8 protein-coding genes and 2 rRNA genes are annotated in these 20016 nt (G+C 68.9%); 3 read left to right on the top strand and 7 right to left on the bottom strand.

Annotated features, from left to right (window positions below; all coding sequences use genetic code 11):
* Positions 1-79: 79 nt before the first annotated feature.
* From CP983_RS22725 to CP983_RS22710, 3 genes are all read right to left on the bottom strand, one after another.
* A 23S ribosomal RNA gene (locus tag CP983_RS22725) occupies positions 80-3199 on the bottom strand.
* 309 nt (positions 3200-3508) lie between these two features.
* Positions 3509-5034, bottom strand: a 16S ribosomal RNA gene (locus CP983_RS22720).
* Together the 16S and 23S rRNA genes form the textbook arrangement of a ribosomal RNA operon.
* 652 nt (positions 5035-5686) lie before the next feature.
* Positions 5687-6235, bottom strand: coding sequence for a MarR family winged helix-turn-helix transcriptional regulator (locus CP983_RS22710; protein ID WP_107909479.1), 549 nt, complete (start codon positions 6233-6235; stop codon positions 5687-5689).
* Between the two features lie 147 nt (positions 6236-6382).
* On the opposite strand from CP983_RS22710, the gene CP983_RS22705 reads away from it, so the two are divergent.
* Complete coding sequence (locus tag CP983_RS22705; protein WP_185844146.1) at positions 6383-7654, top strand: MFS transporter; 1272 nt, start codon at positions 6383-6385, stop codon at positions 7652-7654.
* A gap of 16 nt (positions 7655-7670) precedes the next feature.
* Here CP983_RS22705 and CP983_RS22700 read toward each other — a convergent pair whose 3' ends face one another.
* Positions 7671-9347, bottom strand: a complete 1677-nt coding sequence (locus tag CP983_RS22700) for an ATP-binding SpoIIE family protein phosphatase (RefSeq protein WP_150501429.1) — start codon at positions 9345-9347, stop codon at positions 7671-7673.
* Between the two features lie 220 nt (positions 9348-9567).
* Positions 9568-10947 carry an NAD(P)/FAD-dependent oxidoreductase gene (locus CP983_RS22695; RefSeq protein WP_150501427.1) on the bottom strand — a complete coding sequence of 460 codons (1380 nt, stop codon included), beginning with the start codon at positions 10945-10947 and terminating at the stop codon, positions 9568-9570.
* Between the two features lie 384 nt (positions 10948-11331).
* On the opposite strand from CP983_RS22695, the gene CP983_RS22690 reads away from it, so the two are divergent.
* Complete coding sequence (locus tag CP983_RS22690) at positions 11332-12111, top strand: TetR/AcrR family transcriptional regulator (protein WP_107909483.1); 780 nt, start codon at positions 11332-11334, stop codon at positions 12109-12111.
* Positions 12112-12420: 309 nt separating this feature from the next.
* A complete protein-coding gene (locus tag CP983_RS22685) occupies positions 12421-14361 on the top strand; it encodes a sigma-70 family RNA polymerase sigma factor (protein ID WP_150501425.1) in 1941 nt (646 codons plus the stop codon).
* Between the two features lie 79 nt (positions 14362-14440).
* Here the strand turns inward: CP983_RS22685 and CP983_RS22680 are convergent, their stop codons facing one another.
* Both CP983_RS22680 and CP983_RS22675 read right to left on the bottom strand, forming a co-directional pair.
* On the bottom strand, positions 14441-17779 hold the full coding sequence (locus CP983_RS22680; protein ID WP_150501423.1) for an AfsR/SARP family transcriptional regulator: 3339 nt from the start codon (positions 17777-17779) through the stop codon (positions 14441-14443).
* Positions 17780-17833: 54 nt separating this feature from the next.
* Positions 17834-19927, bottom strand: a complete 2094-nt coding sequence (locus CP983_RS22675) for an asparagine synthase-related protein (protein WP_150501421.1) — start codon at positions 19925-19927, stop codon at positions 17834-17836.
* Between the last annotated feature and the right edge of the window lie 89 nt (positions 19928-20016).

Below are 20016 nucleotides of genomic sequence, written 5' to 3'. Positions count from 1 at the left end.
CTGTCGAACTTGCCGCACCGTATGTGGCCATACGGGGCTGTTCGTGGTTTCAGAACCAACACAGTGGACGCGAGCAACTGAGGACAAGCCCTCGGCCTATTAGTACCGGTCACCTCCACACGTTACCGTGCTTCCAGATCCGGCCTATCAACCCAGTCGTCTACTGGGAGCCTTACCCCATCAAGTGGGTGGGAATACTCATCTCGAAGCAGGCTTCCCGCTTAGATGCTTTCAGCGGTTATCCCTCCCGAACGTAGCCAACCAGCCATGCCCTTGGCAGAACAACTGGCACACCAGAGGTTCGTCCGTCCCGGTCCTCTCGTACTAGGGACAGCCCTTCTCAATATTCCTGCGCGCGCAGCGGATAGGGACCGAACTGTCTCACGACGTTCTAAACCCAGCTCGCGTACCGCTTTAATGGGCGAACAGCCCAACCCTTGGGACCGACTCCAGCCCCAGGATGCGACGAGCCGACATCGAGGTGCCAAACCATCCCGTCGATATGGACTCTTGGGGAAGATCAGCCTGTTATCCCCGGGGTACCTTTTATCCGTTGAGCGACGGCGCTTCCACAAGCCACCGCCGGATCACTAGTCCCGACTTTCGTCCCTGCTCGACCCGTCGGTCTCACAGTCAAGCTCCCTTGTGCACTTACACTCAACACCTGATTGCCAACCAGGCTGAGGGAACCTTTGGGCGCCTCCGTTACTCTTTAGGAGGCAACCGCCCCAGTTAAACTACCCATCAGACACTGTCCCTGATCCGGATCACGGACCCAGGTTAGACATCCAGCACGACCAGACTGGTATTTCAACGACGACTCCCCCTGAACTGGCGTCCAGAGTTCACAGTCTCCCAGCTATCCTACACAAGCCGAACCGAACACCAATATCAAACTGTAGTAAAGGTCCCGGGGTCTTTCCGTCCTGCTGCGCGAAACGAGCATCTTTACTCGTAGTGCAATTTCACCGGGCCTATGGTTGAGACAGTCGAGAAGTCGTTACGCCATTCGTGCAGGTCGGAACTTACCCGACAAGGAATTTCGCTACCTTAGGATGGTTATAGTTACCACCGCCGTTTACTGGCGCTTAAGTTCTCAGCTTCGCCCCACCGAAATGGAGCTAACCGGTCCCCTTAACGTTCCAGCACCGGGCAGGCGTCAGTCCGTATACATCGCCTTACGGCTTCGCACGGACCTGTGTTTTTAGTAAACAGTCGCTTCTCGCTGGTCTCTGCGGCCACCCCCAGCTCATGGAGTAAATCCAATCACCGGACGTGGCCCCCCTTCTCCCGAAGTTACGGGGGCATTTTGCCGAGTTCCTTAACCATAGTTCACCCGAACGCCTCGGTATTCTCTACCTGACCACCTGAGTCGGTTTAGGGTACGGGCCGCCATGAAACTCGCTAGAGGCTTTTCTCGACAGCACAGGATCATCCACTTCACCACAATCGGCTCGGCATCAGGTCTCAGACACATGTCAGGCGGATTTGCCTACCTGACGTCCTACACCCTTACCCCGGGACAACCACCGCCCGGGATGGACTACCTTCCTGCGTCACCCCATCACTCACCTACTACCACCTTGGTTCGGCGGCTCCACCACTCCCCTTTGCCCGAAGGCTCCAGGGCGGCTTCACGGCCTTAGCATTAATGGGTTCGATGTTTGACGCTTCACAGCGGGTACCGGAATATCAACCGGTTATCCATCGACTACGCCTGTCGGCCTCGCCTTAGGTCCCGACTTACCCTGGGCAGATCAGCTTGACCCAGGAACCCTTAGTCAATCGGCGCACACGTTTCTCACGTGTGAATCGCTACTCATGCCTGCATTCTCACTCGTGAACCGTCCACCACTGCCTTCCGGCGCGGCTTCACCCGGCACACGACGCTCCCCTACCCATCACAGCCTCCGTTGGGAGTATTGCTGCAATGACACGACTTCGGCGGTACGCTTGAGCCCCGCTACATTGTCGGCGCGGAATCACTAGACCAGTGAGCTATTACGCACTCTTTCAAGGGTGGCTGCTTCTAAGCCAACCTCCTGGTTGTCTCTGCGACTCCACATCCTTTCCCACTTAGCGTACGCTTAGGGGCCTTAGTCGATGCTCTGGGCTGTTTCCCTCTCGACCATGGAGCTTATCCCCCACAGTCTCACTGCCGCGCTCTCACTTACCGGCATTCGGAGTTTGGCTAAGGTCAGTAACCCGGTAGGGCCCATCGCCTATCCAGTGCTCTACCTCCGGCAAGAAACACACGACGCTGCACCTAAATGCATTTCGGGGAGAACCAGCTATCACGGAGTTTGATTGGCCTTTCACCCCTAACCACAGGTCATCCCCCAGGTTTTCAACCCTGGTGGGTTCGGTCCTCCACGAAGTCTTACCTCCGCTTCAACCTGCCCATGGCTAGATCACTCCGCTTCGGGTCTTGAGCGCGCTACTATACCGCCCTATTCGGACTCGCTTTCGCTACGGCTTCCCCACACGGGTTAACCTCGCAACACACCGCAAACTCGCAGGCTCATTCTTCAAAAGGCACGCAGTCACGAGATATGTGCAAGCACATATCCGACGCTCCCACGGCTTGTAGGCACACGGTTTCAGGTACTATTTCACTCCCCTCCCGGGGTACTTTTCACCATTCCCTCACGGTACTATCCGCTATCGGTCACCAGGGAATATTTAGGCTTAGCGGGTGGTCCCGCCAGATTCACACGGGATTTCTCGGGCCCCGTGCTACTTGGGTGTCTCTCAAACGAGCCGCTGATGTTTCGACTACGGGGGTCTTACCCTCTACGCCGGACCTTTCGCATGTCCTTCGCCTACATCAACGGTTTCTGACTCGTCTCACAGCCGGCAGACTGTGAAAGAGAGATCCCACAACCCCGCATACGCAACCCCTGCCGGGTCTCACACGTATACGGTTTGGCCTCATCCAGTTTCGCTCGCCACTACTCCCGGAATCACGGTTGTTTTCTCTTCCTGCGGGTACTGAGATGTTTCACTTCCCCGCGTTCCCTCCACTTGCCCTATGTGTTCAGGCAAGGGTGACAGCCCATGACGACTGCCGGGTTTCCCCATTCGGAAACCCCCGGATCAAAGCCTGGTTGACGACTCCCCGGGGACTATCGTGGCCTCCCACGTCCTTCATCGGTTCCTGGTGCCAAGGCATCCACCGTGCGCCCTTAAAAACTTGGCCACAGATGCTCGCGTCCACTGTGCAGTTCTCAAACAACGACCAGTACACCGTCACACACCACCCTGTGGTGCTTTACCGGCGCCGGCATTGAGGTCGGGATCAAATCCGTACCCTCAGATACCCAACAGCGTGCCCGGCCGGACCCTGTCCGGAGATCATGCGTTCCACGCTCCGAAGAGCAGTACTGGCAAGCCTCCGACCCAGAAGATCGGCCGAATAATCAACGTTCCACCCATGAGCAACCAGCATCAGACATTCGCCGATGTACTGGCCTCTGACCAACCGGAGTTGGTGAGAAGTGCTCCTTAGAAAGGAGGTGATCCAGCCGCACCTTCCGGTACGGCTACCTTGTTACGACTTCGTCCCAATCGCCAGTCCCACCTTCGACAGCTCCCTCCCACAAGGGGTTGGGCCACCGGCTTCGGGTGTTACCGACTTTCGTGACGTGACGGGCGGTGTGTACAAGGCCCGGGAACGTATTCACCGCAGCAATGCTGATCTGCGATTACTAGCAACTCCGACTTCATGGGGTCGAGTTGCAGACCCCAATCCGAACTGAGACAGGCTTTTTGAGATTCGCTCCACCTCACGGTATCGCAGCTCATTGTACCTGCCATTGTAGCACGTGTGCAGCCCAAGACATAAGGGGCATGATGACTTGACGTCGTCCCCACCTTCCTCCGAGTTGACCCCGGCGGTCTCCTGTGAGTCCCCATCACCCCGAAGGGCATGCTGGCAACACAGAACAAGGGTTGCGCTCGTTGCGGGACTTAACCCAACATCTCACGACACGAGCTGACGACAGCCATGCACCACCTGTACACCGACCACAAGGGGGGCACTATCTCTAATGCTTTCCGGTGTATGTCAAGCCTTGGTAAGGTTCTTCGCGTTGCGTCGAATTAAGCCACATGCTCCGCTGCTTGTGCGGGCCCCCGTCAATTCCTTTGAGTTTTAGCCTTGCGGCCGTACTCCCCAGGCGGGGAACTTAATGCGTTAGCTGCGGCACCGACGACGTGGAATGTCGCCAACACCTAGTTCCCACCGTTTACGGCGTGGACTACCAGGGTATCTAATCCTGTTCGCTCCCCACGCTTTCGCTCCTCAGCGTCAGTAATGGCCCAGAGATCCGCCTTCGCCACCGGTGTTCCTCCTGATATCTGCGCATTTCACCGCTACACCAGGAATTCCGATCTCCCCTACCACACTCTAGCTAGCCCGTATCGAATGCAGACCCGGGGTTAAGCCCCGGGCTTTCACACCCGACGTGACAAGCCGCCTACGAGCTCTTTACGCCCAATAATTCCGGACAACGCTTGCGCCCTACGTATTACCGCGGCTGCTGGCACGTAGTTAGCCGGCGCTTCTTCTGCAGGTACCGTCACTTTCGCTTCTTCCCTGCTGAAAGAGGTTTACAACCCGAAGGCCGTCATCCCTCACGCGGCGTCGCTGCATCAGGCTTTCGCCCATTGTGCAATATTCCCCACTGCTGCCTCCCGTAGGAGTCTGGGCCGTGTCTCAGTCCCAGTGTGGCCGGTCGCCCTCTCAGGCCGGCTACCCGTCGTCGCCTTGGTGAGCCATTACCTCACCAACAAGCTGATAGGCCGCGGGCTCATCCTTCACCGCCGGAGCTTTTAACCCCCGTCCAGGAGGACAGGAGTGTTATCCGGTATTAGACCCCGTTTCCAGGGCTTGTCCCAGAGTGAAGGGCAGATTGCCCACGTGTTACTCACCCGTTCGCCACTAATCCCCACCGAAGTGGTTCATCGTTCGACTTGCATGTGTTAAGCACGCCGCCAGCGTTCGTCCTGAGCCAGGATCAAACTCTCCGTGAATGTTTACCGGTAATCCGGTGCACACACACGAGAGCGGAACCAGGAGAGGAATAGTCTCCCGGTTCACAGCGTCCTCGCTGTGTTTTTTCAAAGGAACCTCGCCCCAACCGAACGGCTGGAGACGGGGTATCAACATATCTGGCGTTGATTTTTGGCACGCTGTTGAGTTCTCAAGGAACGGACGCTTCCTTTGTACTCACCCTCTCGGGCTTTCCTCCGGGCTTTTCCCTTCGGTCTTGCGTTTCCGACTCTATCAGATCTTTCCGATCCGATTTCCTCGGCGCTTTCCAGGTTCCCGCTTTCGCGTTTCCCTTTCCGGCGACTCCGACTTTATCAGATCCTTTCGGGCCTGACCCCCAGTCAGCGGGGCTTGCCTTCCGGGCCGTTGGGCCCTTCCGACGTTTCAAACCTTAGCGGATCCTCTCGGCGATTCCTAATCGGGTCGCCGAGTCCCAATTCGAATTGAATTCGGGCATGCCGAAATCGACCCGGTTGGGAGATCGTGCTGGTGGTTTGATTGCCGCTCTCGCGGCGGGAGTGGCTGTCGAAGAACCGTTACGGCTCGGCGGCAACCCGAAGAACTCTACGGATCGGGCAAGGGGCTGTCAAGCGTCCCCTGTCAAGATCTTTTGCGGCGGCACCCCGACCTGCGTCAGTCCAGGTCGCTGAGGCGTCCGCCGGCGTCCGGCTGGGCGTGCTCCACCCGGCGGAGCAGGCGGGTCAGGACGTCGCCGAGCGAGGTGCGCTCCTGTGCGGAGAGGTCCTGGAGGAGGTCCTCCTCGAAGACCGACGCGAGCCGCATCGCCTCCAGCCACTTCTCACGGCCGTCCGCGGTGAGCTCCACGATGACGCGGACGCGGTTGGACTCGTCGCGCTCCCTGGTGACAAGACCCTCGGCGACCAGGCGGTCGATCCGGTGGGTCATCGCGGCCGGCGTGAGGCCGAGCCGCTTGGCGAGGTCGCTCGGGCCCATGCGGTACGGGGCGCCGGAGAGGACGAGGGCCTTGAGAACCTCCCACTCGGCGTTGCTGATGCCGAGGGCGGAGGTCTGGCGGCCGTAGGCGACGTTCATGCGGCGGTTCAGGCGGGACAGCGCCGAGACGATCTGCTCGACCTGGGGGTCGAGGTCCTGGAACTCGCGCTGGTAGGCGGCGATCTGCTCTTCGAGTGTCGGTTCGCCGATGTCCGGGGTGTCGCCCATGGGCCGAGTATGGCACGCCCTTGCTTGGCGTTGAAGTCCTTCAAGGTGTACTGTTTAGCTTCTAATTTTAGCTTCGAAGTCTTCAGACCTACATCCGTGGGTCTTCCACTGAGAGAGGTGAACGTGACCAGGGCGATGGGCGCAGCGATGCGCCGGATTCACGTGGGTAACGCACTCAGCGCGTTCGGGCTCGGCTTCACCGTCCCCTACCTGTACGTCTACGTGGCGCAGGTGCGGGGGCTGGGTGCCATGACGGCGGGGATGGTCCTCGCCGTCTTCGCCGTGGCCGCGCTGGTCGTACTGCCGTTCGCCGGGCGGGCCATCGTCCGGCGTGGCCCGCTGCCGGTCCTGATCGCCGCTCTGGTCACCGCCGCTCTCGGTTCGCTGAGCCTGGGGCTCGCCGGGACCGCGGCGGCCGTACTGATGTCGGCGGCGGCGCTCGGGGCGGGGCAGGCCGTGATGCAGCCGGCGCTCGCGACGATGATCGTGGACTGCTCATCTGCGGAGACGCGGTCGCGGGCGTTCGCGACGCAGTTCTTCCTCCAGAACCTGGGGCTCGGTGTCGGCGGGCTCATCGGTGGGCACCTCGTCGACACGACGAGCGTCTCGTCCTTCACTCTGCTGTTCGCGATCGAGGCGGCGATGTTCCTGCTGCTCGTCGTGGTCATGGTGACCGTGCGGATGCCGCACGCGCCGCGGGTCGACGGGGCGCCCGCCGGGCAGTCGGCGAAGGGCAGCTGGAAGCAGATGCTCCAGAACCGGGCGATGGTGCAGCTGTGCGTGCTGGGCTTCGTGCTGTTCTTCGCCTGCTACGGCCAGTTCGAGTCGGGGCTCAGCGCCTACGGCGTCGAGGCGGCCGGGGTGTCGACGTCGGCGCTGGGGACCGCGCTCGCGGCCAACACCGCGATGATCGTCGTGGCGCAGTTCGCCGTGCTGAAGTTCGTCGAGCGGCGCAGGCGGTCGCGGGTGATCGCGGCCGTGGGGCTGATCTGGGCCGTGGCCTGGCTCGCGGCGGGGTACGCCGGGCTCGGGCACGGGAGCCAGGAGATGGCCACGGCGGCCTTCATCTCCACGTACGCGCTGTTCGGGCTCGGTGAGGCGATGCTGTCTCCGACCGTCGCTCCACTGGTCGCGGACCTGGCGCCGAGCGGGATGGCCGGGCAGTACAACTCGGCTTTCGCCCTGGTGAAGCAGTTGGCGCTGGCGGTGGGGCCGGCGGTGGGCGGGCCCATGGGCGCGGCGCTGCACGGGCCGTATGTCGTGACGTTCCTGCTTTTCTCGCTGGGCATCACCTATCTGGCGCTGCGGCTCGGGCGGCAGCTAAGTGCGGTGCAGGATCAGCCGTGGCTGGGGAAGAGCCGGGTCGTGGCGCAGGGCGCTGCCGCCTCGGCGGCGGGGACGTCCCCGGCGCACGCCTGACCTTCCCCGTGGGCCGCTAGCGGCTCGTCCTGGGGAGGACGAACTCGCACCAGACCGCTTTTCCGCCCCCGGGTGTGCGTCTGGAGCCCCAGGACGAGGCGATCGTGGCGACGATCGCGATGCCTCGGCCCGATTCGTCGACCGGTTCGGCCCGGCGGCGGCGCGGGAGGTGGTCGTCGCCGTCGGTGACCTCGATGATCAGGCGGCGGTCCGTGCGGCGCAGGCGCAGCCGCATGGGCGGGGTGCCGTGCTGGAGGGAGTTCGCGACCAGTTCGCTGGTCGCGAGGACGCCCAAGTCGTGCAGGTCCGTCGGGAAGCGCCAGCTCGTCAGGACGCCGGAGGCGAAGGCACGCGCGCGTGGGGCGGCCTCGACTCCGCCGAGCAGTTCCAGGGCCGCGTTGCGGAAGAGGTCGCTGTCGGGGCCGGTGCGGGCCGGGTGCTGGAGGACGAGGACGGCGACGTCGTCGTCGTGGTCGGCGGTGACGCCGGCCGAGCGGACCAGGCGGTCGCAGACGACCTGGGGGGTGCCGGTCGCGCCGGCGAGAGCGCGTTCGAGGGAGGCGATTCCCTCGTCCAGGTCTTCGTCCCGGCGTTCGACCAGGCCGTCGGTGTAGAGGACGGCGGTGGAGCCGGGGCTCAGGGCGATCGAGCCGGACGCGTGCATCCAGCCGCCGGTGCCGAGCGGCGGGCCGGTGGGTTCGTCGGCGCGCTGGACGTCGCCGTTCTCGTCGCGGACGAGGATCGGGAGGTGGCCGGCGGATGCGTAGACCAGGCGGCCCTCGTTCGGGTCGTGGACGGCGTAGACGCAGGTGGCGATCTGATTGGCGTCGATCTCCGTCGCCAGGCCGTCCAGCAGTTGCAGTACCTCGTGCGGCGGGAGGTCCAGGCGGGCGTAGGCGCGGACCGCCGTGCGGAGCTGGCCCATGACCGCGGCGGCCCTCACGCCCCTGCCCATGACGTCGCCGATCACGAGGGCGGTGCGGCCGCCGCCCAGGGTGATCACGTCGTACCAGTCGCCGCCGACCGCGGCCTCGGTGCCGCCGGGGTGGTAGGTGGCGGCGATCCGCAGGTCATCCGGCTCCTCGAGCTCCTGCGGGAGGAGGGAGCGCTGGAGGGTGACGGCCGTTTCGCGCTGGCGGCGTTCGCTGGCGCGCAGGCGCTCGGCGGCCTCCGCGTGGTCGGTGACGTCGGTGGCGAAGACGAGTACCCCGCTGACAGGGGTGGCGGCGCTGCCGTCGCCCTCGCTGACCGGGGTGCAGGTGAAGGTGTAGGAGCGGCCGTCGGGGGCCTTGCGGGACTTGAGGGTGCGGGGCTTGCCGCTGCGCAGGACCTGGTCCAGGAGGGGCAGCAGGCCCAGTTCGGCCAGTTCGGGCAGGGCCTCGCGGGCGGGTTCGCCGGCGGGCCGTACGCCGAAGGCCGTCGTGTAGGCGTCGTTGACGTAGGCGAGGCGGTGGTCGGTGCCGTGGACCAGGGCGACCAGGGCCGGGACGCGGTCGAGGACCTCACGGACCGGCAGCTCGTCCACTCCGGGGATCGGCTCGCCTTCGTCGGTGAGTTGTTCGACGCGGGCCGAGGGGACGGGGCTCGGGCTCTCTCCCCGGCGGTCCGGGGTCGCCGCCGCCGCGTTCTCGGTCCGCGCTGCGGCGCGGCGCTGCGTTCCGGGGAGCCGGGCGCTCCAGCGCGTGAAGTTCACGAATCCTTGCCTCGTGTCGTCGTCTTCGGCCGGCTCCGGACCCGGCCGGGGTCTGCGGGGCGGCGGCACCCCGGGGTTGCGGCACTGTGGGGAGAGCCTCGTGGTGCGAAGGGCGGGCGGGTGCCCGTCCTGGGGTCGGTTCGGGATCAGTCTGGCAGTGCGGACGACCTGGCCGACACCCGTCAGACGCCTGCCCTGTCGGTGGAGTTCCTGGGTCCGGTCAGGACGACCCCTTCGTGTCGTCTCCCGGGTTGTGTGGATGCTTTCCACCGGCCGCGAGTTCGAACTCCGCTCGGGGATGTTCGAGCGAACCGAGGGAGACGATCTCCCTCTTGAACAGACCCGAAAGTGTCCATTCGGCCAGGACGCGGGCCTTGCGGTTGAAGGTCGGCACCCTGCTCAGGTGGTAGACGCGGTGCATGAACCAGGCAGGGTAGCCCTTCAGCTTGCGGCCGTAGACCTGGGCGACGCCCTTGTGGAAGCCGAGGGAGGCGACGGAGCCCGCGTACTTGTGCGCGTACGTCTCCAGGGGTTCGCCGCGCAGGGTGTGGACGATGTTGTCGCCGAGGACCTTCGCCTGGCGCACGGCGTGCTGGGCGTTCGGGGCGCAGTCCGTGCCGGGCTCGGCGGCCGTGACGTCGGGGACGGCGGCGGCGTCGCCCGCGGCCCACGCGTGCGTGGTGCCGTCGACGGTCAGCTCGGGGGTGCATTTCAGCCTGCCGCGCGCATTGAGTGGCAGGTCGCTCGCCGCGAGGACCGGGTGGGGTTTGACGCCGGCCGTCCACACGACCGTGCGAGTGGGGAAGCGGGCCCCGTCGCTGAGGACGGCGACACGGTCGGCGCAGGACTCCAGGCGGGTGTGCAGGCGTACGTCGATGTTGCGGCGGCGCAGTTCGGTGACGGTGTAGCGGCCCATGTCCTCGCCGACCTCGGGCAGGATCCGGTCGGAGGCCTCGACCAGGATCCACTTCATGTCCTCGGGCCGGACGTTGTGGTAGTAGCGCGCGGCGTAGCGGGCCATGTCCTCCAGTTCGCCGAGCGCTTCGACACCGGCGTAGCCGCCGCCGACGAAGACGAAGGTGAGGGCCGCGTCGCGGATCTCGGGGTCGCGGGTGGAGGAGGCGATGTCCATCTGCTCGATGACGTGGTTGCGCAGGCCGATGGCCTCTTCGACGGTCTTGAAGCCGATGGCGTGGTCGGCGAGGCCGGGGATGGGCAGGGTGCGCGAGACGGAGCCGGGGGCGAGGACGAGTTCGTCGTACGACAGCTGTTCGGTGCCCGTGCCCTCCTCCTCGGTGGCGAGGGTGGTGAGGGTGGCGGTGCGCTTGGCGTGGTCGATGGCGGTGGCCTCGCCGATGATGATCCGGCACTCGGGCAGGACGCGGCGCAGCGGTACGACCACATGGCGGGGCGAGATCGAGCCGGCCGCCGCTTCGGGCAGGAACGGCTGATAGGTCATGTACGGGTCGGGAGTGACCACGGTGATCTCGGCTTCACCCCGACCGAGTTCCGGTTTCAGCCTCCGCTGGAGACGCAGGGCCGTGTACATCCCGACGTAGCCGCCGCCGACAACGAGAATGCGCGCACGTTCCTTCACCATCCCATGACGCACCCGACGCTTGCGTTTGTCCACAGGCTCGACAATTTGTGTGACCGGCGGCCGACGCGGCCACGATTTGGCCGAATTGCCGGAGTGCGCGGAGTCTTCGCAGGTCAATGGGTGTGCGCCGGGGGATCACGGGTGGCGCAAAGGGGACGTAAACCGCCCGTACTCCGATCGAGGGGCGCTCCGTGCGGAACCTGCCCCTTCTGAATTGACCCTCGCTCAACTATGTTCGTATGTCGACGGGGTGTAGGGGGATGCGCTCTTCGGGTCCACGAGTCACACGAAACGGACTCGTGGTCCGGGCATGTTCCGCGACGCTCCGGCTTTTGCAATGACGGGGAGTCTCCGGGGGGAGACGTCATTACCGGGGGATCGCTTATGCATGTTCAGGATTCTCGTTGGTCTTCCGCGACCGCCATCACCCACGGCGGCGGAGCGGTGGGCGGCACGTTGAGCGCGGCGGCGAGCAACGGACGCGGGGACGGCCCGCGTTCGGCGCCGCTGCGCGTGGACGCACAGCGCAATCTGGAGCACGTACTGCGTGCGGCGCGTGAGGTCTTCGGCGAGCTGGGATACGGCGCGCCGATGGAGGACGTGGCGCGGCGCGCGAGGGTCGGCGTCGGGACGGTGTACCGGCGCTTCCCGAGCAAGGACGTCCTGGTGCGGCGGATAGCCGAGGAGGAGACCTCCCGGCTGACCGACCAGGCGCGTGCCGCGCTCGGCCAGGAGGACGAGCCGTGGTCGGCGCTGTCGCGCTTCCTTCGCACGTCGGTGGCCTCGGGCGCGGGCCGGCTGCTGCCGCCGCAGGTGCTGCGGGTCGGCGTCGCCGAGGACGGCACGGGGCTCGACGAGGCGCGGGTGCCGCAGCAGCGGATGCAGCCGGGCGCCGGTGAGCTGCGGCTCGTGCCCGAGCAGCCGGCGGTCTCGGCCGACCCGGCGGACGACGCGGGTGCGGCGGCTCTGCTCGACGTGGTGGGCCAGCTCGTGGAGCGGGCGCGCGCGGCGGGTGAGCTGCGGGCCGACGTCTCGGTGTCGGACGTACTGCTGGTGATCGCGACGGCGGCGCCCTCGCTGCCCGACGCGGCGCAGCAGGCGGCGGCCTCGGCGCGGTTGCTGGACATCCTGCTGGAGGGTCTGCGGTCGCGGCCCCAGGCGTGAGCCGGGCCGCTGCCACGACCGTGACGTCCACGGGGTGCCGGATCGGCAAGAGGTGACCGGGAGGCGGGGCGCCGCACCGCCCTCGCCTCGCACACCTCGGGAACATGCCGGGCATTTCGGGTGCCGGCCTCAACTCCGGCCCGCCGACGGCTGCTTGAGCTTTCCCCGCGGGGGCGGGGCTAGTACTGGGTTGCGGGAAGTCCCCACGGACGGGTGGATGTCCGTACGAGTGGGTCCTGACCAAAAGCCAATGTGGCACCCTGACCCGGTGTCCGGGACTGGTGCAGCTGGCGGCGGGGGCTTTCCGCGATGAGCGTTGACGGGTGGGACGAGTCACGCGGTGACGGGGAGTCCTCGACTCCCCAGGTGCCGAGCCAGGGCGGACCCGCCGACGTGCCACCGGGCGGCGTCCCGGCCCAGCGCGACCGGCGCCAGGACGGCGTGCTGCCACCGTCGCTCGAGCTGCCGCCGTCCGACGCCGACCTGATCGGCCGGATGCGCTCCGGCGACGACAGCGCCTACGAGGAGCTGTACCGGCGTCACGCGGAGGCGGTGCGCCGGTACGCCCGCACCTGCTGCCGTGACGCCCACACCGCGGACGACCTCACCGCCGAGGTCTTCGCCCGCATGCTCCAGGCGGTACGCGGCGGTTCCGGGCCCGAGCACGCCGTACGCGCCTATCTGCTCACCTCGATCCGGCGGGCCGCCGCGGACTGGACGAGGTCGGCGCGGCGCGAGCAGCTCGTCGACGACTTCGCGGTGTTCGCCACCCAGTCCTCGGCGGTGGCCGTGGCGTCCGCCGAGGACACCCTGGACCTCGGCGCGGATGTGCGCGCGATGCACGAGGCCGAGCAGTCGATGGCCATGCAGGCCTTCCGGTCGCTGCCGGAGCGCTGGCAGGCCGTGCTGTGGCACACCGAGGTCGAGGACGAGTCGCCGAGCGAGGTCGCCACGCTCTTCGGGCTCGACGCCAACGGCACGCGCGTGCTCGCCAGCCGCGCCCGCGAGGGACTCAAGCAGGCCTACCTCCAGGCCCATGTCAGCGCCAGCCTCGCCGGCGACGAGGAGTGCTCCCGCTACGCCGACCGGCTCGGCGCCTACGCCCGCGGCAGCCTGCGCACCCGTGCCGAGCGGGGGCTGCGCAAGCACCTGGAGGAGTGCGCCAAGTGCCGGCTGGCCGCCGGTCAGATCAAGGAAGTCGCCAGCGGTATCCCGGCCGTCGTGCCGGTCGCGGTCATCGGCTGGTTCGGCGTCGCCGGGTACGCCAAGGCGGCCGGGCTCATCGCCGGCGGCGCCGGGGCGGGTGCGGCCGGTGCCGCGGGAGCGGCCGCCGCGGCGAGCGGCGGTTCGTCGAGCGGTGCGGGTGCAGGTGCGGCCGGCGGGGCCGGGGCCGCGAGCGGGGGTTCGTCCGGTGGGGCCGGGGGCGGTGCGGCGGCCTCCGAAGGGCTGGGCGCGCCGCTGAAGGCCGGGATCGCCGCCGGTGTGGTGGCGGTGGGCGTCGCGGCGGCGATCGTGCTCGCGCTGGCCGGCAACGACAAGCCGGCCCGGCACAACGACGCCAAGCAGCCCCCCGTCCCCTCCCCCGTCGTCGAGGAGACGCCGACCCCGAAGCCGCCGAAGCAGGAGCCCGCACCGCGGCCCCCGGAGACCGCCCCGGCCGCAGAGCCCGAGGCGGCCCCGAGACCGACACCGACCCCCACCCCGACGCGCTCGCCCAGTCCTGCGCCCACGCCGAAGCCGACTCCCACTCCCACGCCGACACCGACTCGGACCCCGACGCCGACACCCACGCCCACCCCGACGCCACCGCCGGCCCCGGCCGACTACCAGTGGAGCGAGCTGTCGTACGACCTCGCCGGTGACGGCAGCGAGCCCGAGATGCGGCTGTACGAGAGCAGCTGGGTGTGGCAGCGCGGCGGCGTGTCGATCGGCGGCGAGCAGTACGCGCACGGCGTCACCGTGCACGGCCGGTCCTCCGTCACCATCGACCTCAACCGGCAGTGCGCCGCGTACAAGGCACTGGTCGGCGTCGACGACATGAACCTCGGCCTCGGCAGGTTCTCCTTCTCGGTGTACGCCGACGGCGTGCGCCTGTGGCAGTCCCCTGTCGTCAAGGCCGGGGACGCGGCGATGCCCGTACAGGTGAACCTCACCGGGCGCGAGACCGTCCGGCTGGTCGTCGAGCCGCGCGGCACCGTCGACAACCTGCTGCTCGCGGACTGGGCCGAGTCGAAGTTCAGCTGCCGGTAGGGCGATTGGTTCCGGTCGGCAGGGTCAACGGCTTCGGCAGCATCCACGGCTTCGGCAGGATCCACGGCCTGGGCAGCGTCTACGGCTTCGGCGTCGGCCCGGCGGACGGCTGAAGGTCATGTACGGCCTCGGCGAGCTCGTCCAGGACCTCGTCGTGGGTGAGGGCCCGGCCCCGGTCGTACTCGGCCGTGAACCGCTCGGCGCCCAGGGCCATCCGGGCGTCGGCCTCCGCCCGCTCCACGGACTCGCTCTCCGGCATCCGGCGCGGTTGGTCGCCGCGCCAGTGGTCCGAGGCGGCGAGCAGACGGACCGCGCGCGCCGGGTCGCCGAGCCGGGTCAGCAGTTCCGCCGCGGCGTCCGCGAGGGTCGCCGTGATCACGTCGGCACAGCGGTTCTCCACGGCCAGGCGCAGGGTGTCGGCCATGCGCGGCAGCCCCTGCTCCGGGCCCGACTCCATCGTCGTCGTCAGGGCGTCGACGATGTTCAGCAGCACCAGGAACTGGGGCGGCAGCGTGGCGCTCTCGGTCTGCGCGCGGGCCGCCTCGCACAGCTCACGCGCGCGTGCGGCGTCCTTGTCGTCCAGCGCCAGCCGGGCCCGCATCAGCAGCACGAACGCCCGTGAGTCCGCCACCCGGTACCGGTCGGCCGCCGCGCCCGCCTCGTCCAGCGCCGCCAGCGCGGCCTCACGGTCACCCGCGCGGTAGGCGATCTCCGCGAGCCGGGCGATGAGGAACGGCGTCTCGGCGTACGCGCCCACCTCGTGGGCGAGGCGCAGCGCCTCCTCGAACTCGGCCTCGGCCTCCTCGTAGTGGCCGCGTGACATGGCCGTCTCGCCGGCCGCGCTGGAGACCTGAGCCCGCATCCAGCGGTCGCCGGCCCGGCGGCTGAGGGTCCGCAGCTCCGCGAGGTCGTCGTCGACGGTCGCCAGGCCGCCCGGCGCGTCGACGAGCATGTGCGTGCGGAACATCAGGATGCAGCCGACCTCCCAGTCGCCGCCGTACACACGGCAGTTGGCCAGTACGGCGTCCATGACCGGCCCCGTGTTCACGGTGTCGCCCAGGATGTACTGGGTCAGCGGCCAGACCATGCCCGGCATGCGGGCCGATTCGGGGCCGCCGCGCGCGAAGTGGGCACGGACCCGCTCGATGTACGGCCACCAACGCTCGTCCTGCCAGTGCTCCACCGGTTCGAACTCGATGGAGAGGAACAGGTGTTGCAGGCGGAGGTTCATCCGGTGCGTGTGCCGTGGGTGGCGGGCCTGTCCCTCCGGGTCCGCGAGGAAGGCGTCCAGGTCGGACGCGGGACGGGCACTGGGGTCCGCGGTTGCCGCGTCCAGGGTGGCGCACAGGCGCAGGATCCGGTCGGCCCAGGCCGCGCCCTCCACGCGGTAGTTGCGCAGCCACCAGAACCAGCACATGGCGAGGGAGATGGCGGTGGCGCCCGGTTCGTCGCCCGCTGTCAGCGCGCGGTCGAGGGCCGCGCGGATGTTGTCCAGCTCGGTCTCCAGGCGGGCGATCCACGGGAGCTGGCCGGCGGAGCGCAGCAGCGGGTCGGCCTCCTCCACGAGCGCGCGCACCCACGCGCGATGCCGGCGCTCGGCCGCGAGCCGCAGCTCGGGGAGCTCGGCGGCGCGCTCCACGGCGTACTCGTGGATGGTCTCCAGCATGCGGTAGCGCATGCCGTCGGAGCCATCGCGCTCGTACGGGGCGGCCACGATCAGGGACTTGTCGACGAGGGCGCCGAGGACCTCCGCGACCGGTCCGGTGCACACGGCCTCGGCCGCCGTGAGGTCCCAGCCGCCCGCGAAGACGGACATCTCGCGCAGGGCCGTGCGCTCGGGCTCGTCCAGCAGATCCCAGGACCAGTCGACCACCGCGCGCAGGGTCTGCTGGCGGGGCAGGACCGTACGGCTTCCGGAGGTGAGGAGGCGGAAGCGGTCGTCGAGGCGGTCGGCGATCTGCCGGGGTGTGAGCAGCCGCAGCCGGGCCGCCGCCAGCTCGATGGCGAGCGGCAGGCCGTCGAGGCGGCGGCAGATCTCCGCGACGGCCTCCTGCTCGCGGCCGGCGCGCAGCGCGGTGGCGGCGTCGGGGCGGACGGCCGCCGCGCGGTCCGCGAAGAGGCGGTGCGCGTGGTCGGGGAGCAGGGGTTCGACCGGGCGGACCGACTCACCGGGGATGCCCAGGGGTTCACGGCTGGTGGCGAGGATCGTGAGGCCCGGGCAGCGGGTGAGGAGGGTCTCGGCGAGGGTGGCCGCGGCGCCGACGACATGTTCGCAGTTGTCAAGGATCAGGAGTTGGCTGCGGGCCGCGCAGTACTCGATCAACAGGGCGAGCGGGTCGTCCTGCTGGGCCGACAGCTCGTTGGTCAGGAGCACGGTGTGGCGCAGACCGAGTGCGTTGACCACCGCGCCTGGCACCGCCTCCGGCCGGTCGAGCGGGGCGAGCTCGACGAGCCATGCCTGGGGGACGCCGGTGGCGGCCTCCTCGGCGAGACGGGTCTTTCCGGAGCCGCCCGGTCCGGTGAGCGTGACCAGTCGAGCCCTGTGCAATTCGGAACGGATGGCGTCGAGTTCGAGTTCCCTGCCCACGAAAGAGGTAAGGCGCGGACGGAGGTTGCCGGTGCGTTCGGGGTGGGCCCGGTAAGGGGTGGGTGGTTCGGGGTTTCCCCCGGGGGGCGCCTCGGGGGACGTGTCGACGGACGCCGGCGACAGGAGTTCGGCGTGCAAGGCCCGGAGCCGGGGCCCCGGGTCGGTGCCGAGGCCGTCGGCCAGGGCTCGGCGGGCCGTCTCGTACGCGGCGAGGGCGTCGGCCTGGCGGGACGTGTCGCGCAGGGCGCGGATGAGCAGGGCGTGCAGGGGTTCGTCGTACGGGTACGTCGCGGTCAGTTCCCGCAGTTCGGGTACGGCGTTGTGGGCGTGGCCCCGGCGCAGGTCCGCCTCCATGCGGGTGCGGGTCGCCTCCAGGCGCAGGGCTTCCGGGCGGGAGGCGGCGGCGGTGCGGTCGGGGAGGTCGGCGAGGGCCTGGCCGCGCCACAGGGCGAGGGCCGTGGTGAGGGTGTGGGCGGCGGTGGCCGGGTCGTCCTGGGCGAGGGCCGTCGTGCCCTCGTGGACGAGGCGTTCGAAGACGAAGAGGTCCACGTCGTCCCTCGTCGCGGTGAGGCGGTAGCCGCCGGGGGCCGAGGTGACGGTGTCCTTGCCGAGGGTGCGGCGCAGGCGGGCGACGAGGGCCTGGAGGGCGGCGGGAGCGTCCTGGGGCGGGGTGCCGGCCCAGACATCGTCGATCAGGGTGTCGGGGGTGGTGAGGTGACCCGGGCGCAGGGCCAGGGCGGTGAGCAGGGCACGCAGGCGCGGGCCGCCGACGGGTATGACGGTGCCCTGGTCGTCCTCGGCCTGGGTGACGCCCAGGATTCTGTACCGCACCGGGTCATTGTCGCGGGGGCGGCCGGGTGGGGCGAGGCGCCCCACCGCCCTCCCCTACACGCGCCGGCCGCCGGCCCCCGCCCCCAACGCTCCCCGCTGCGGTGTGATCCCCGCCGGTACTGCGCGCTGCCGGGCCGGGGTTCCCGTCCAGCAGGTGCCTCGGCGGGCCAGCAGCCGGTGGAGCCAGAGTTCGAGGGAGACGAGGTCGGCGAGGCCGTCCAGGGGGAGGGGCTCGCCCTCGGCCGCCGCGCGGAGGGCCTTGCGGACGACTCGGGCCTCCACCAGGCCCGCTTGGGCGAGGAGGGGGGTGCCGAAGAGGTTCATCAGGGAGTCGGTGGCCACCCTCAGGCCGGTGCGGGCCGCCACCGCCGCCGGGGCGTGGGAGGGGACGCCCCAGCCGAGCGGGAGGTCGGCGACGCCGGCTCCCTCCAGGACCGTGCGCAGGATCGCCGCGCGGGCGCCGGGCTGCACGCGCAGGGCCTCCGGCAGGGCCCGGCAGGCACGGACGACCTGGTTGTCGAGGAACGGCGTGTGCAGGCGCTGGGAGCGGATCTCGGCGGCCTGTTCGAGGATCCGGATGTCGGAGGCGTACCGGGCGAGGGCCGCACGCGCGCGGTGATCGCCGGGACGCCGGCCCGGACCCACTCCGTTGCGGCTCGTCGACGCTTGCAGGCGAACCGATACTTCAGCCAGTGCCTCCCCGGTCAGCCAGCGGGCCGCGGGGCCCGGTCTGGCCCAGGTGAGCGCGGCGAGAGAGGCCCCGACGGCCCCTCCGGGCTCGTCGAAGCGGCGTTCCATCAGACGGTCGGCGAGCGACTCCAGTCCCGTCCGGTACGGGGTCCGGGCCAGCTTCCGTGCCGCGCCGTACACGCGCGCGGGGACCAGCACCGAGCCGTCGGCCTTCGCCAGGGCCGCGACCGGGCGCACCAGGTGGCGTCGTTTGCGGTCCATCAGGAGGTCGGCGAGACGGGCCGGGTGGGCGTCCAGGACCTGGCGGGCGCCGTAGCCGGTGAAGTGGTCGGCGCTGCCGGACGCGAGGCGGGCGCGGTGCCGGGCCGCCGTCACCAGGCTCGGGCCGGGCTCGTCGGTCAGCGGGCCGTCCAGGTCGGCGTACGGCAGTGTCTCCTCGCCGCCGGCCACCACCACGTGGTGCAGGCGCGGGTTGGCCGCGAGCGCGCCCGCCCGTTCCAGTTCCGCCTCCCGGCCGCCGACCGCGAGGTCGTTGAAGGTGACCGCCAGGAGGCGTTCGCCCGCGCCCGTGCCGTGGCCCAGCACCGTGCCCGGCATGCCCGGGAGGCCTGCGGCCAGCAGTGCCAGGGTGGCCGACGCGGGGCCGCCGGACAGGTCGGCGCCGATGCCCGGAACCGGCATCCCGCGCGCGGCCCGCCGCTCGGCCGGCCCCATCCCCGGCACCGGGCCGGGGTCGATGTCGGGGACGTGGCGCGGCGCCGACAGACGCGCGCGTACCGCCTCCACCAGGGCGTCGCGGACGTCGTCCACCGCGCTGTCCGGGTCGGCCGGCGGTGCCGCGACCGCGAGCGAGGCGACGGGCTCGTACCCGGCGATCTCGCGTGCTCCGGCGCGCAGGATGAGCGCATGCCCCGGCGGGATGCGCCGTACGCCGTCGTACGGGGTGGAGTCGTGCAGGGCGGCCGGTACGTCGGGGGCGGCCAGCAGGGCGGCGAGGTGTCCGAAGTCGAGGTTGGCCTCGATGAGGTCGGCGAGCGGGAGCGCGGCGGTCGCGTAGGCCGTACCGCCCGCCCAAGGGGTGTAGAACACCGGCCGGGCGCCCGCCAGGTCGCCGCACACCATGAGCCGGCGGCCGACCTGGACGACGGCCGTGTAGCTGCCCGACCAGGCCGTCAGATGGCGAAGTGCCCCTCCGCGCGCGGCGAACAGGCCGAGGCGGAGCTGTTCGTCGCTCGCCCCGCAGGTGCCGAGGACGGCGATCCGGTTCTGCGCGTCGGCCTTCACCACGCGGACCTCGTCGGGGCGCCAGTCGCCAACCGCCCACAGCGGATCGGGGTCGCCCCACAGGAGTTGGGACCCCACCGGGTGCACGGTCTCGCCGTCGCCTCCGGTCGCCCCGGCGGAGCCGATTCCGGCGGCCACCGCGGCGGTGCTGCTCCATCCCACCAACCACCGCATGGACGCCTCCACAGGCTGTGGACAACCAGTGCACCGTACGAACCGGTTCACCATGCTGCCATGAAGAAAGCGTGCCGGAGCGGCGGCGG

Source organism: Streptomyces chartreusis (genome assembly GCF_008704715.1).
Lineage (GTDB): Bacteria > Actinomycetota > Actinomycetes > Streptomycetales > Streptomycetaceae > Streptomyces > Streptomyces chartreusis.
The sequence above is the reverse complement of the archived record's forward strand: the minus strand, read 5'-3'. Positions and strand labels throughout refer to the sequence as shown.